The organism is Sphaerimonospora thailandensis (genome assembly GCF_016863115.1).
In the GTDB taxonomy this organism is placed as follows: Bacteria; Actinomycetota; Actinomycetes; order Streptosporangiales; family Streptosporangiaceae; genus Sphaerimonospora; species Sphaerimonospora cavernae.
The window spans coordinates 82275-96410 of record NZ_BOOG01000024.1; the positions used below are offsets into that span (position 1 = coordinate 82275).

Annotated in this window: 11 protein-coding genes; 9 read left to right on the forward strand and 2 right to left on the reverse strand. The window is 70.6% G+C overall.

What is annotated here, in order from left to right:
* The first annotated feature begins 16 nt into the window (after positions 1–16).
* The 6 genes from Mth01_RS14695 to Mth01_RS14720 all read left to right on the forward strand — a co-directional run bounded on the left by Mth01_RS14695 (position 17) and on the right by Mth01_RS14720 (position 9565).
* Positions 17–286 carry an acylphosphatase gene (locus Mth01_RS14695; protein ID WP_204016403.1) on the forward strand — a complete coding sequence of 90 codons (270 nt, stop codon included), beginning with the start codon at positions 17–19 and terminating at the stop codon, positions 284–286.
* Between the two features lie 188 nt (positions 287–474).
* Positions 475–669, forward strand: coding sequence for a hypothetical protein (locus tag Mth01_RS14700; RefSeq protein ID WP_083501994.1), 195 nt, complete (start codon positions 475–477; stop codon positions 667–669).
* 275 nt (positions 670–944) lie between these two features.
* A complete protein-coding gene (locus Mth01_RS14705; RefSeq protein ID WP_204016404.1) occupies positions 945–4688 on the forward strand; it encodes a chromosome segregation SMC family protein in 3744 nt (1247 codons plus the stop codon).
* Between the two features lie 102 nt (positions 4689–4790).
* Entirely contained in the window at positions 4791–5945 is a 1155-nt protein-coding gene (gene ftsY, locus Mth01_RS14710) for a signal recognition particle-docking protein FtsY (RefSeq protein WP_407695946.1), read from the forward strand.
* A gap of 323 nt (positions 5946–6268) precedes the next feature.
* On the forward strand, positions 6269–8290 hold the full coding sequence (locus Mth01_RS14715; RefSeq protein WP_239089665.1) for a tetratricopeptide repeat protein: 2022 nt from the start codon (positions 6269–6271) through the stop codon (positions 8288–8290).
* A 3-nt stretch (positions 8291–8293) separates the two neighbouring features.
* Positions 8294–9565: an MFS transporter gene (locus Mth01_RS14720; protein ID WP_204016406.1), complete on the forward strand. Its 1272-nt coding sequence runs from the start codon at positions 8294–8296 to the stop codon at positions 9563–9565.
* On the opposite strand, the gene Mth01_RS14725 is transcribed toward Mth01_RS14720, so the two are convergent.
* Positions 9562–10632, reverse strand: a complete 1071-nt coding sequence (locus tag Mth01_RS14725) for a PLP-dependent cysteine synthase family protein (protein ID WP_204016407.1) — start codon at positions 10630–10632, stop codon at positions 9562–9564. The genes Mth01_RS14720 and Mth01_RS14725 overlap by 4 nt on opposite strands.
* 287 nt (positions 10633–10919) lie before the next feature.
* Between Mth01_RS14725 and Mth01_RS14730 the strand changes: the two genes are divergently transcribed.
* The gene (locus tag Mth01_RS14730; protein ID WP_204016408.1) at positions 10920–11510 is read left to right on the forward strand and encodes a sigma-70 family RNA polymerase sigma factor; all 591 of its coding nucleotides are present in this window, start codon (positions 10920–10922) and stop codon (positions 11508–11510) included.
* Between the two features lie 61 nt (positions 11511–11571).
* On the opposite strand, the gene Mth01_RS14735 is transcribed toward Mth01_RS14730, so the two are convergent.
* The gene (locus tag Mth01_RS14735; RefSeq protein WP_204016409.1) at positions 11572–12408 is read right to left on the reverse strand and encodes a DMT family transporter; all 837 of its coding nucleotides are present in this window, start codon (positions 12406–12408) and stop codon (positions 11572–11574) included.
* Between the two features lie 233 nt (positions 12409–12641).
* Between Mth01_RS14735 and Mth01_RS14740 the strand changes: the two genes are divergently transcribed.
* On the forward strand, positions 12642–12953 hold the full coding sequence (locus tag Mth01_RS14740) for a hypothetical protein (RefSeq protein ID WP_239089666.1): 312 nt from the start codon (positions 12642–12644) through the stop codon (positions 12951–12953).
* A 65-nt stretch (positions 12954–13018) separates the two neighbouring features.
* Positions 13019–13927, forward strand: coding sequence for a polysaccharide deacetylase family protein (locus Mth01_RS14745; RefSeq protein WP_204016410.1), 909 nt, complete (start codon positions 13019–13021; stop codon positions 13925–13927).
* Positions 13928–14136: the final 209 nt, after the last annotated feature.

Consider the following 14136-nt stretch of genomic DNA (forward strand, 5'->3'; position numbering starts at 1 on the left):
TTGGATACTGGTAAGCATGATTCGGCTGACCGCATGGGTCCGGGGACGGGTGCAGGGAGTCGGGTTCCGCTGGTGGACCCGGTCCCGGGCGCTCGAGCTCGGCCTGTCCGGGTGGGCCGCGAACCTCGCCGACGGGAGAGTCGAGGTCGTGGCCGAAGGCCCCCGGGAATCGTGCGAGAAGCTTCTCGAGGCGTTACGCGGCGGCGACACGCCCGGCCAGGTGGAGGGGGTAGTTGAGCGATGGAGCGACGCTAAGGGAAGTATGGCCGGGTTTGTAGAGAGGTAGGCCTTCCCCCAAACCCACCAAATCGGGTATATTTACCTGTCGAGAGTGCCTACCGGCCGTCTGTGTGGAGCGTTCAACTTGACCGCCTCCATTGCCGGTGCGACTCTTGAGAGGAACCACGCGCACCCCTCCCGCGGTATAGAAGTGCGCGAACCAGTCTGGTCACTCAGCGTGGAGGACCCTTTACTATGGCGAAGGCTCTACTCGGCCACGTCGGCGGTCCTGACCCTCGGATGATCTCGGAAATGCGCCGTCTCCAGCAGCGCGTCCGTGATCTGGAGGCAGAACTCACCCGGCTCCAGGCGCAGAACGACGCGCTCGCGGCGCAAGCTCGCGACGAAGCCCTGGCCCGGCTGCAGGATCGCGAGCCGGTTCTCACCTGAGGACCGGCAGGGGATTGGAAAACGGATTGTAGGGACGCCCCGCAAAGGCGTCCCTTGCCATTTCCGGATCCGCTTCCTCTCGCTTTCGCCATACTTTCCGCACCGCTCCGCCCGTGCCTCCTTCGGAGTTCGTACGGATCGTCACCGATTTCGCGCTCAGAACGTCCGGGCGAGACACGACTCGGAGACACCGTTCGCTGAGCGTATGCGACGTTTGGAAGTCGCCGGAGCGATAGTCTTCCCCAGAACGCGTGGGCGGGGGGAGGGGGCGACAGGTGTACCTGAAGGCCCTGACCCTGCGCGGTTTCAAGTCCTTCGCCTCCGCGACCACTCTGAGGTTCGAGCCCGGCATCACCTGCGTGGTCGGCCCCAACGGCTCAGGCAAGTCCAACGTCGTCGACGCCCTCGCCTGGGTGATGGGCGAGCACAGCGCCAAGTCGCTGCGCGGCGGCAAGATGGAGGACGTCATCTTCGCCGGCACCTCGAGCCGGCCGCCGCTCGGCCGGGCCGAGGTCACGTTGACCATCGACAACACCGACGGGGCGCTCCCCATCGACTACACCGAGGTGACGATCAGCCGGCTGATGTTCCGGTCCGGCCAGAGCGAGTACGCCATCAACGGCGACACCTGCCGCCTCCTCGACATCCAGGAGCTGCTGTCGGACTCCGGCATCGGCCGCGAGATGCACGTGATCGTCGGGCAGGGCCAGCTCGACCAGGTGCTGCACGCCGGCCCCGATGAGCGCCGCGCGTTCATCGAGGAGGCGGCGGGCGTCCTGAAGCACCGCAAGCGCAAGGAGAAGGCGCTTCGCAAGCTCGACGCGATGCAGGCGAACCTGACCCGCGTCCAGGACCTCGTCACCGAACTGCGCCGCCAGCTCAAGCCGCTGGGCCGCCAGGCTGAGATCGCCAGGAAGGCCGCGGTGATCCAGGCCGACCTGAGGGACGCACGGCTGCGCCTGCTCGCCGACGACGTGGTGACCCTCCGCGACACGCTGCGGCGGGAGGAGGCCGACGAGGCGGCCGTACAGGCGCGGCGATCCCGGGTCGAGAACGATCTCGCGGAGGGGCAGCGGCGGGAGGCCGAGCTGGAGACCGCGGAGAACGAGGCCCAGCCGCGCCTGAAGGCGGCGCAGGAGACCTTCTACCGCCTGTCGGCCCTGCGGGAACGGCTGCGCGGCGTCGAAGGCCTCGCCGCGGAACGGCAGCGGCACGCCGCGGACGCCGCCTCGATCGAGCGCCGTGGGCGCGACCCGGAGGATCTGGAGCGGGAGGCGGCCGAGGTCCGCGAGCAGGAGCGGACGCTGTCCGAGGAGCTGGAGGAGGCGCGCGAGCGCCTGGCAGCGGCCGTGGAGATCCGGGCCGAGGCCGAGGAGGCGCTGGCCGCGGAGGAGCGGCGCCTGGCCGCCGCCGCGCGGGCCGCCGCCGACCGGCGCGAGGCCCTCGCCCGGCTCCGCGGCCAGGTCGAGTCGGCACGCAGCCGCGCCCGTGCCGCAGGCGAGGAGGTCGGACGGCTCACCAGGGCTCTCGACGAGGCTCGGCAGCGCGCCGAGCGTGCGCGGGTCGACCACGACGCGCAGGAGTCGAGCGAACCGGTCGCCGACCCCGAGCTGGCCGCCGAGTTGGCCGCCGCACAGGAGGGCGTCGACCTCGCCCGTGCCGCCGTGGAGGAGGCCCGGGCCGTGGGCGTGCAGGCGGAGGCCGTGGTGGATGAGGCGCGCGCCGCCCTGACGGCGCCGCGTGAGGCGCTGGCCGCCGCCGGATCGGCCGTCACCGCGGCTCGCGCCGCCGACCAGGAGTCGCAGCGTACGATGGCCGCGCTGCAGGCGCGGTGCGAGGCGCTGGAGATGAGCCTCGCCGGAGGCGCCGACGGGGCGGCCGCGCTGCTCGGCGCGGGGCTGCCCGGAGTTCTCGGCCCGATCGCCGCCCTGTTGAACGTGGAGCCCGGAGCGGAGGCGGCCGTCGCCGCGGTGCTCGCGGTCGACGGCGTGGCCGTGGCCTCGCTGACGGCCGCCGTGGCAGCGGTGGAGCAGCTGCGCGACTGCGGCGGCGGCCGCTGCGCCCTCCTCATCGCGGCCGGCCCCGAGTCGGTCGGCCCCGAGTCGGTCGAGCAGACGGAGGGGGCCGTGCGGCAGGCCGCCGAACCACCGGTGGCGGGCGCCGCATGGGCGGCCGACCTGGTGAAGGTGTCCGAGGAGCTCCGCCCGTCGGCCGAGGCGCTCCTGGCGGACGTGGTCGTCGTCCCCGACCTGATCACGGCGCGCAAGGTCGTTGATCTGCGGCCGGATCTGCGGGCGGTCACCCGGGCGGGCGACGTGCTCGGCGCCCACGCGGCGCGCGGCGGCGCGGCGGGAGAGAGCTCCGCACTGCAGATGCGCCGGGCGCTGGACGAGGCCGCCGCCGAGTCGGCCACCGCGCGAGCGGCCGCCGAGCGGCACGCCGAGGCGCTGGCCGAGGCGACGGCCGCGGAGGAGGCGTGCCGGCTCGCCGTCGAGGCGGCCCAGGCCCGGGTCGCCGAGGCGAGCAGCGGCGTGAGCGCCGCCCAGAACGCCGTCAACAGCGCCCAGAACGGATTGAACGCCGCCCAGGCCGTGCTCGACGGGCTGCGCGGCAGACAGCGGGACGCCGACAGGAGGGCGGCCGAGGCGGCCAAGCACCTCGCCCGTCTGGAGGCCGCCGTCAAGGCCGCCCAGGACGAGGCCGCCCGGCTGGCCAGAGCCGTACAGGACGCCGAGGAGGCCGGGGAGACCGCCCAGGCGGGCGTCGTGGAGCTGGAGGAACGGCTCGCGGAGGCGGAGTACGCGGCCGAGTTGGAGGCCGAGCCGACCACCGACGCCCGGGACGAGCTGGCAGCGGCCTGCGGGGTCACCCGGCAGGCCGAGATGGAGGTCAGGCTCGCCGTCCGCACCGCCGAGGAGCGGGCCAGGGGCATCGCGGGGCGCGTGGACGGGTTGCTGCGCGCCGCCAGGCGGGAACGTGAGGACCGCGCGCAGGCGGCGGCCGAGCGGGCACGCCGCCGGGCGCAGGCGCAGACCGCCGCCACCGTGGTCGAGGGGGCCCGGGCCGCGCTGCGCGCCATCGAGGGCTCCCTGGCCGCCGCCGCGCAGGAGCGCGACGAGGCGGAGCGGGCGCGTGGGGAGATCGACGCCGAGCTCAAGGCCGTACGGCTGCGCGTGCGCGAGCTCGGCGCCGAGCTGGACGCCCTGGTCAACCGGGTGCACGGCAGCGAGATGGCCAGGACCGAGCGGCGGCTGCGGCTGGAGCAGATGGAGCAGCGGGCCATGGAGGAGTTCGGCCTCGAACTCGAGCCGCTGATCGCGGAGTACGGCCCGGAGGCCCCGGTGCCGGGCGAGCCGCCGGTTCCGTACGTCCGGGAGGAGCAGGAGAAGCGGGCCAGAGTGGCCGAGCGGCAGATGGCCCAGCTCGGCAAGGTCAACCCGCTCGCTCTCGAGGAGTTCGCCGCGCTGGAGGAGCGGCACGCGTTCCTCACCTCCCAGCTGGAAGACCTCAAGAAGACCCGCAAGGACCTTCTCCTCGTGGTGAAGGAGGTCGACGAGCGGGTCGAGCAGGTGTTCGCCGCGGCCTACGAGGACGTGGCGCGGGAGTTCGCGCAGATCTTCCAGCGGGTGTTCCCCGGCGGTGAGGGGCGGCTCATGCTGACCGACCCGAGCGACATGCTCACCACGGGGGTGGAGGTGGAGGCCCGGCCGCCCGGCAAGAAGGTCAAGCGGCTGTCCCTGCTGTCGGGCGGGGAGCGGTCGCTCACGGCGGTGGCCTTCCTCATCTCCATCTTCAAGGCACGCCCGTCGCCGTTCTACGTGATGGACGAGGTCGAGGCGGCCCTGGACGACACCAACACCCAGCGCCTGCTGACCCTTTTCGAGGAGCTGCGGCAGAGCTCCCAACTCATCGTGATCACCCACCAGAAGCGCACGATGGAGATCGCCGACGCGTTGTACGGCGTGTCGATGCGGGGTGACGGCGTCACCCAGGTGGTCAGTCAGCGGCTGAGGGACTGACCGTCCCAGGACTCGGGTGACGCGTCATGGGTGCGGTGACGGGAGCATCGCGGTTGATCTGGGAAACTGCATGGTGTGGACGCATACGTAGGCATAATCGTGATGGTGATCTCCATCGCCGTCCTGGCGGTGGGGAGCCTGTTCCTGCTGCTCCGGCCGAAAGGCAGGGGCCTCCCGCCCGTGGAGGCGCCGCCGGAGCCGCCCGCGCCCACGCTTGAGGAACCGGCGAAGGCGGGCCCGAGCGAAGAAGAGGGCGGCGCGACGACGACGCTGCCTCCTCCGCCGGTCGCTCCCGTCGAGGAGCTGCTCAAGGCTCCGGAGATCGAGATCCCGCTGCCGTCGGCCGGCCGGATGGTACGGCTGCGCAGCCGGTTGGCCCGATCGCAGAACATGCTCGGCCGGGGCCTGCTCGAACTGCTGTCCCGGGACCGCCTCGACGACGACGCGTGGGACGAGATCGAGGAGACCCTGATCACCGCCGACATCGGCGTGTCCACCACCCGCGCGATGGTGGAGGACCTGCGGACGAAGGTGAAGGTGCTCGGCACGCGCACCCCGGCCGAGGTGCGCAAGCTGCTTCGGGAGGAGCTGCTCACGCAGGTCTCCCCGGAGCTCGACCGGACCCTGCGCACGGAGCCGCACGGCGAGCGGCCGGCCGTCGTCCTGGTGGTGGGCGTCAACGGCACCGGCAAGACCACCACGTCGGGCAAGCTGGCCCGGGTGCTGGTCGGCGACGGCAAGAAGGTCGTGCTCGGCGCGGCCGACACGTTCCGGGCGGCGGCGACCGATCAGCTGCAGACCTGGGGCGACCGGGTGGGCGCCGCGACCGTACGCGGTCCCGAGGGCGGCGACCCGGCGTCGGTGGCGTTCGACGCGGTGGCCAGGGGCATCGAGGACAAGGCGGACACCGTGATCGTCGACACGGCCGGCCGTCTGCACACGAAGACCGGGCTGATGGACGAGCTGGGCAAGGTCAAGCGGGTCATCGAGAAGAAGGCCACGGTGGACGAGGTGCTGCTGGTCCTCGACGCGACGACCGGGCAGAACGGCATGCGCCAGGCCCAGGTGTTCGCCGAGGTGGTCAACGTCACCGGCATCGCGCTGACCAAGCTGGACGGCACCGCCAAGGGCGGGATCGTGATCTCGGTGCAGCGCGAGCTCGGGGTTCCGGTCAAGCTGGTCGGCCTGGGCGAGGGCCCCGATGATCTGGCGCCCTTCGATCCGGAGGTTTTCGTCGATGCCATTGTGGGGGATTGATCGCGCCGAAATCCGTCCGATTCCGGACAATCTCCAGTGAAGCCTTGTTAAGTGATCTGGTTTATGTTGATATTTCCCTCGTTTGCCACATGATCGGGAGGGATCGACATGAAGAAGATCGTTGTTCACAAGCCTGGAACGGTCAAGCTCTCCGCCGCGGCCAGCCCTCGGCACGGGATCTGATCGACGACGAAGCCGGCGCCCGTCGGGGTTGAACACAACCCGGGGCACCGGCTTCGTTCTCGTTCGAGCCGGTCGCGGGAGTAGGAGGAGAGCGGGTGCGTCATCTATGGATCAGGAATCCACACCGGGCTGACGAGGTGGTGACGTCGCAGCTCCTGCTGCCCCCGATCGACGCCCACCGGCGGCGGTGCGGACCGTACACCGCGGCTGGAGCCCTGCTGCACGCGCTGGTGCCGGGCGCTTTGGAGCGCCGGCCCGACCTGGTGGCCGCGCACGACATCGAGATCCGTACGGCCGCGCCCGATCTGTGCGACATGGTCCCCGCCCGGCGGCAGTCGATCGCCGCCGGCCTGCCGAGGCCGCAGCGGATCCTGGTGCCCGCGCCGCGCCGGACACTGCGAATCGCCAACGGATTGGCCGAGTTCCTCCGCGATTACCTGCGTGATCAGGCGGGATCGGATGGGCCGCGCGCACTCGTCGTGGAGCAGGTCGACCAGGCCGACCACACTGACCGCGAGCTCCTCACCGTCCTGCTGCGCCGTCTGGACCCCGCCCTGCTCACGCTCGTGGTCTGCGCGGCCGATCCCGATCCCGAGCTGGCGGCCGCCCTCCGGCAGTACGCCGAGCCTCGTGAACCGCGTGTGCGGGCGGCCGGACCCGATGGAGATGTCAGATTTGTGGGGGATGCCGGGCGTCTGGGAGATTATGTCGAGCTGGACGGCACCTGTGACGCACCGGAGGTGCGCGAGCCGTACGAGCGGATGCAGCCCGGGGAACGGGCACGGCGGCACCGGGAACGGGCCGACGCGCTGGCCTCGACCGGGCTCGTCGCACCGCGGCTGGGGGCCATCCCCTACCACCGGGAGCACGGGGGCGACCTGCGGGCGACGATCGACGCGTTCGCGTTCGCGGTGGAGAAGTGCCTGGTCGAGGGCTTCCACCACGCGGTGGCCGAGCTCGGTGAACGAGCGTTGCGGATCATCGAGCGGGAGGCCGACCCGGCGGCCTGGTGGCGGATCCTGCACAGCACGGCGTCCGCGCTGGGGGCCACCGAGCGGGAGGACGCGGCCCGCGCGCTGTTTGACCTGGCCCGCCGGGAGATCGTCGACGCGAAGGATCGGGCGACGGCGGCGTACGCCACGGCGATGCTGCTGGTGCGCCACCACGACCCCGCCCGGCGGGACGCCGACGAGGCGCTGGCCTGGATCAACGAGGCGGTGGCGCTCACCTCGCTGCTGCCCGACCGCCGGGTGCGCGCCTTCCACCTGGGATTCGACCTGAACGGCAAGGCCCTGGTGGTGAGCCGCCGCGGCCGGCTCACCGAGGCGTACCGGCTCGTCGAGGAGGCCATCGAGCTGGCGGAGCGCGATCTGGACCCGGGCGAGCATCCGATCCACCGGCTGGTCCTGCGGGCCAACCGGGCCCAGCTGACCGCGATGCTCGGCCGGCCGGACGAGGCGCTGCCGGACCTGACCGCCGCGATCGAGGCGGACCCGCGGTACCCCGACTACTACATCGACCGCGGCAACCTGCTGTGCCGTCTGGGCAGGCACGACGACGCGGTCGCCGACTACGAGACCGCGATGCGGGTGAGCCCGCCCTTCCCGGAGCCGTACTACAACCGGGCGGAGATCCGGTTCGCCGCCGGGGACCACGAGGGAGCCCTGGCCGACCTGGACTACGCGCTGGAACTCGATCCCGGCTTCGCGGTCGCCTATGTCAACCGGGCGGGTCTGCTGGCGGGCGCCGGGGAGTACGGCAGGGCTCGTGACGACGCGGAACGGGGTCTGGCCCTGGATCCGGGCAACGCCCACCTGCTGTGCGTGCTGGGGCAGGTGGCGACGGCCGAGGGCAGGCACGCGGAGGCGCGCAAGGCGCTCGACGCGGCCGTCGACCGTGACCCCGGCCTCGCGTCCGCCTGGGCCGCCCGGGGCGTTCTCGCCTTCGAGACGGACGACCCCGAAGGGGCGGTGGCCGACCTGACCCGGGCGGTCGAGCTCGGGGAGGAGGACGCCGGGCAGCTGTTCACCGCGCTGTTCAACCGGGCCGTCGCGTTGCGGGCGCTGGGCAGGCAGGAGCAGGCCAGGGCCGACCTGCTCCGGGCGCTGGAACTGGCGCCCGACGACGAGGACGTACGGCGCGCACTGGCTGCGGGGAGCTGAAAGGTGCGGGAGGAGACCCCGGCGAGGCCGGTCGGTCAACCGGCGCCGGAGGCGAAGGCCTACCCCGCCCACCGGTACTGGCTGCTGCTCGCGGCCTATCTCACCTCGTCGGTCGGCAACTGGATGTATCGGCTGACCCTTCCCCTGCTGGTGCTGCACCTGACCGACTCCGCCCTGGCCACCGGTGGGCTGTACGCGCTGGAGTACCTCCCCTACCTCCTGCTCGCGATGTTCGGCGGAGTGATCGCCGACCGGTTCGACCGCAGGCGGGTGCTGATCGCGGGGGACCTGGCCGCCGGGGTGATCGCCTGCGCCCTGGCCCTGTTCGTGATGGCGGGCGCGCAGCCGATCTGGCTGATCTTCGTGCTCACCTTCCTGCTGGCCTGCGTCGATCCGCTCTATCAGCCGGCCTTCCAGAGCATCCTGCCCGCGCTGGTGCCGCCGGAGCGTCTGGCGACGGCGAACGCGCGTGCCCACATGGGCGACTGGACACTCAGCGCGGTGGGGCCGATGATCGGCGCGACCGTCGTGACGGCGCTGGGCTACCAGGCGGCGATCTTCCTGGACGCCGCGACGTTCTTGGTGTCTGCCCTGCTGATCCTGCTCATCGGCCGTATGCCCGCGGTCAAGGCCGCCGGCCGTGCCGCCGCTGTTGTCGGGCGATCGGTGTTCGCGGACATCCGGGAGGGCCTGCGCTACCTGTTCCGGGAGAACCGGATCGTCCTGTCCAGCGCCCTGCTCTCCATGGCGGGCAACTTCGCGATCTGGCTGGCCCTGGCCAACCTCATCTTCTACCTCACCGAATACCACCGGTTCACGCCGACCGAGATCGGCGTGGTGTACGGCATGCAGGGCGTCGGCGCGGTGCTCGGCGCGGCGCTGGTCGGTCGTCTGCTCAGGCGCTTTCCACCGGGCCCGCTCATGATCTGGGCGATGGCCGTGGGCGGCCTGGCCGTGCTGTGCCTGATCCCGGCGCGCGGCCCGGTGGCGATCGGAGCGGCATGGCTGGTGCAGTTCGCCGCGGCGGGGGTGCTCGGCGTGTCCGCGCTCACCCTCCGGCAGCGGCTCATCCCCGAGCGGCTGCTCGGCCGGGTCCTCGCCACCGCCCGAATGCTCGCGTTCAGCTCCATTCCGCTCGCGTCGATCGTCACGGGCGTGCTGGAGAACGCGCTGAACGACATGTACGTGGTCCTCGCCGTCTCCGGCATGAGCTGGCTGTTGCTGTCGGCGGCCGTGTCCCGATCTCCGCTGCGCCGCGCCGTCCTCGACGTCTAGGAGGCCAGGAACTCGCGGAGCTCGGCGAGATGGGGGGCGATGTCGATCCCCTTCTCGGCGAGCCAGCGGGGGTCTCCGTAGGTGTCCCGGTAGCGTTCGCCGCCGTCGCAGATCAACGTGACGACGCTGCCGCGCTCGCCCTTCTCCCGCATCTCCCTGATGACCTGCACGGCCGCCGCGATGTTCGTGCCGGTCGATCCGCCGACGTCGCGGCGGGTGACCTCCCTGACCCAGTGCATGGCGGCGATCGACAGCGCGTCGGGCACCCGGGTCATCCGGTCGATGACCGTGGGCAGGAACGACGGCTCCACCCGGGGGCGCCCGATGCCCTCGATCCGTGACCCGTTTCCGGCGTGCTCTCCGCCGGAGACCCAGGACGGATAGAACACTGAGCCCTCGGGGTCGGCCACGCACAGCCGCGTCTGATGCCGGCGATAGCGGATGTAGCGGCCGATCGTCGCCGAGGTGCCGCCGGTGCCCGCGCCCACCACGATCCACAGCGGTTCCGGGTGCCGTTCCAGGGTCATCTGCTGGAAGATGCTCTCGGCGATGTTGTTGTTGCCCCGCCAGTCGGTCGCGCGTTCGGCGTAGGTGAACTGGTCCATGTAGTGGCCGCCGGTCTCGGCGGCGAGCCGGTGGGACTCCGCGTAGATCGCGCCCGGATCGGCCACCAGGTGGCACTTGCCGCCGTAGAACTCGATGATCTCCCGTTTCTCCGGGGACGTGGTCGCCGGGATCACCGCGATGAACGGCAGGCCGAGCAGACGGGCGAAGTACGCCTCGCTGACCGCCGTGGAGCCGCTGGACGCTTCGATGATCGTCGTCTGGGGGCCGATCCAGCCGTTGGCCAGGCCGTACAGGAAGAGGGACCGGGCGAGGCGGTGCTTGAGTGAACCGGTCGGGTGCACCGACTCGTCTTTCAGGTAGAGGTCGATCCCCCAGCGCGTAGGGAGTGGGAAGACATGCATATGAGTGTCGCAACTGCGGTTGGCGTCGGCCTCCACCGCCTGGATGGCCTCGGCCACCCACGCTCGGGTGGTCGGGTCGTGCCGGTCCACGTATTCCATGGCGGTCACTCTACTGGCGTGACGTCTGCCACACTTTACTCGCGATTGAGCCATTGGTGTTATGATAATGAGACTTGTCCGGCTATCGCGTGACCTGACCGCGGTGTGCCAATGCCGTAGGCATTCCGAATCATCAGAAACCACGATTAACGCTCTGCTTACGGCCCACTTGGGATGATGTCGCGGGGTGTGCTGTCGATCAGTGCCCAGGTATGACGATGGACCCGTATCTTTCGCATGGGTTCCTGCCGGACGGGTAACGGGGGAGAAGTCTGTAGGGGGATGAGATGATCTTGACGGACGATCACCGACAGGCCTGGTTCGAGCGCGAGGTCGTGCCGGTCACCAGCCAGCTCTACGCGTCGGCCATGCGCCTCACCCGGAACCCCGCCGACGCGGAGGACCTGGTGCAGGAGACCGTGGCGAAGGCCTACACGTCCTATCACCAGTTCCGTGAGGGCACCAACCTCAAGGCGTGGCTGCACCGGATCCTGACGAACAACTTCATCAACGACTACCGCAAGAAGCAGCGATCGCCGAAGCTCTCTGCCGCCGAGGAGATCGAGGACTGGCAGCTCGCCGCTGCCGAGTCCCACACGTCGAACGGCCTGCGGTCCGCGGAGGTCGAAGCCCTCGACCAGCTTCCCGACACCGTCGTGATGGACGCCCTGCGCGCGCTGCCTGAGGAGTTCCGGGTGGCGGTCTACCTGGCGGACGTCGAGGGCTTCGCCTACAAGGAGATCGCTGACCGCATGGGCACCCCCATCGGCACGGTCATGTCCAGGCTGCACCGCGGCCGGCGTCAGTTGCGCGGCATGCTCGAGGGTTACGCCCGGGAAGAGGGCGTCGTACGCGTCCCCGAGCCCTGTGCTGCCTGAACCACGGGGCTGCCTGAACCACGGGGCCGTCTGAACCACCAGGCTGCCTGGACCGGGGGGCTCAGGCCGCGGCGATGAGTGCGATCGAGCCCAGTGCGAAGCCGACCCCGGTGATCTGCACCGGGCTCAGCCGTTCGCCGAGCACGTACCGCGCGAGCAGCAGCGTGCTCGCCGGGTAGAGCGAGGTCAGCACCGCGACCAGGCTGAGCATGCCGCGCTGGACGGCGAGCAGATAGAGCACGTTCGCCGCCATGTCGAGGACCCCGGCGGCGATCGTCACGGGCAGGCTGCCCGGCAGGGGCCGCAGACTCCTGCGGGCGGCGAGCGCCAGCATCGCGACCAGCGTGACCGACGCGGCCCTCGCCGCGAGCAGGGGCCAGCCACCCGCCTCGGCCGGGGCGAGTTTGATCAGGACGAAGAAGGCGCCGAAGCCCGCGCCTGCGGCGAGCGCGGCCAGCACCGGGCCGATCTTGAATGCCGAGGCGGGGCCGTTCGGCTCCCGGCTGACCAGCACGACGGCGAACAGTCCCACAGCGATGCCGACGAGCGCCAGGGCCGGGGGCCGATCACCGGCGACCAGGCCGAAGATCACCGGCAGTGCCATCGAGGCGGCAGCGGTGGTCGGCGCGACCACCGACATCATCCCGGCTGCCAGCGCCCGGTAGAACAGCACGATGGCGGCGCCCCCGACCACGCCGGCGGCCAGCCCCCACATCAGCGCCGGCGCGTTCGGCGAGCCGGACAGGAACGGGATCAGCGCCCCGATCAGCGCCAGCCCCCCGAGCTGTGACAGAACCACGACGGCCAACACCCGTGAGCGTCTGGTGGCCAGCCCGCCGAAGAAGTCGGCCGTACCGAAGATCACCGCACTCGCCGTCGCCAGCGCCACCACCGTCACGAACAACCCCCCACAAAACGGTCATTGATGGTGCGACGAAGTGTAATGGCTGATCATTTCCGTGCGACCGGAGGCGGCCCCCGGCGGTGTACGGAAGAACCCGTCGACGACTCGCCGGTACGCCTGCGTGATTACGTATTGAAGTCGCATCATTACTGAGTGGAGTCATCTGCATCGGTTCAACACTGGGTACATACCTTTTGGGGCAGATCGTCGCTCAGGCAGGGGGACACGTGACGCTGAGCGAGTCGGGCACCGCGATCGAGAAGCTCCGGGCGGAGCTCGCCGCGCTCGGCGTCCACGAGGCCTATGAGATCGGTGACGGCGTCACGCTCTCGGTGTGGATCGGCCTGGTCGTGAGCTTCCGCGAAGATCTTTACCGTTGGCGAGAGGGAACCGTGAAACACCGCCACCTGGGTAGTGATCCTGGTGGATGCGCCATCCGGGTGGCCCGTCGGTACGCCGAACTGAAGGCGGACGTGCCGCCCTGGTGGGAGGAACTGGCCAGGGTTCTGCGGGGGGATCCGGCCGAGGAGTATCCCTAGCGCGTCCGCACCCCCGCCTGCTCTCCGTCGAATGGGAGACGTGGAGTGGGAAAAGGGGGGGTCACATGCGGATCGGGCCGGTTCTGCTGTCGCTGTTGCTGCTCACCGGGTCTGCCGAACTCGCCGGGTGCGGTCGGGGCGCCGAGCGTGGCGCCGAGCGTGGCGAGGCCGGCCCTCGGGTCCTGCCCATGCGTGCCCCGGCCGCCCACCGCTTCGGCACCCGCGCCCACTTCGACACCGGAGTGCTCCGGATGCGCCTGGCGGGGATCCAGCCCCGCTGGCCCGGCCCCCGTATGCCCGTCGCGCCGCCTCCCCGCCAGGTCGACTGTGAGAGGCTCAAGTGCGTAGCCCTCACCTTCGATGACGGGCCGGGGGAGCAGACCGACAAGGTCCTCGACGTGCTGGCCGCCCATCACGCCCGCGCCACGTTCTTCATGCTCGGCGAGATGATCACCGAAGGCACCCGCGAGTTCGTCCGCCGGATGGTCTCCGAGGGTCACGAGCTGGGCAACCACTCATGGGATCACGCGTCGCTCGCGGGGCTCTCGCCGGAGGCGCTCAAACGCGAGCTGGGCCGTACGCAGGACATCGTCCGCCAGGTCGCCGGCGTGCGGATGAGCGTCATGCGCCCGCCGTACGGTGCGACCAACCATGAGGTGGCGGCAGTGACCAAGCAGGAGGGGCTGGCGCAGATCCTGTGGGCCGTCGACACGCTCGACTGGCGTGACCGCAACGCGTCGGTCGTGGCCAAGCGCTGCGGCGACGCCAAGCCCGGTGACATCGTGCTGATGCACGACATCCACCCGACCACGGTGCAGGCGCTGCCACACCTGCTGGACGCACTCGACCACAAGGGCTTCACCTATGTGACGGTCTCGGAGCTGCTCGGCCGGCTCGTCCCGGGCAAGGAGTACCTCAGCCGCCCGCCCACCGACCGAGGACTCCAGGCCAAGGAGGCCCGCCCCGGCTCCTGACCCACCCGTCGGCACCCGGGGATCGCCACCGCCTACTGTCGGCTCACGCAACTTTTCATGACGTGGTCGCGTCTAGACGAAATGTATTCGTGTGATGTGAGTCACATCCGCATCTTTGGAGTGTTTCTTCGTCTGGTCGTGTGAGCTGGGCGGATTCGCGGCGGCAGGGGGATCGTTCCAGCGAGATCGCTGTAAGTGATCATCTAGAT

Bases quoted from the DNA above. Each gene is read 5' to 3' on its own strand.
- Mth01_RS14695 (WP_204016403.1), top strand. From the start codon at position 17: ATGATTCGGCTGACCGCATGGGTCCGGGGACGGGTGCAGGGAGTCGGG.
- Mth01_RS14700 (WP_083501994.1), top strand. From the start codon at position 475: ATGGCGAAGGCTCTACTCGGCCACGTCGGCGGTCCTGACCCTCGGATG.
- ftsY (WP_407695946.1), top strand. From the start codon at position 4,791: ATGGTGATCTCCATCGCCGTCCTGGCGGTGGGGAGCCTGTTCCTGCTG.
- Mth01_RS14725 (WP_204016407.1), bottom strand. From the start codon at position 10,632: ATGGAATACGTGGACCGGCACGACCCGACCACCCGAGCGTGGGTGGCC.
- Mth01_RS14730 (WP_204016408.1), top strand. From the start codon at position 10,920: ATGATCTTGACGGACGATCACCGACAGGCCTGGTTCGAGCGCGAGGTC.
- Mth01_RS14745 (WP_204016410.1), top strand. From the start codon at position 13,019: ATGCGGATCGGGCCGGTTCTGCTGTCGCTGTTGCTGCTCACCGGGTCT.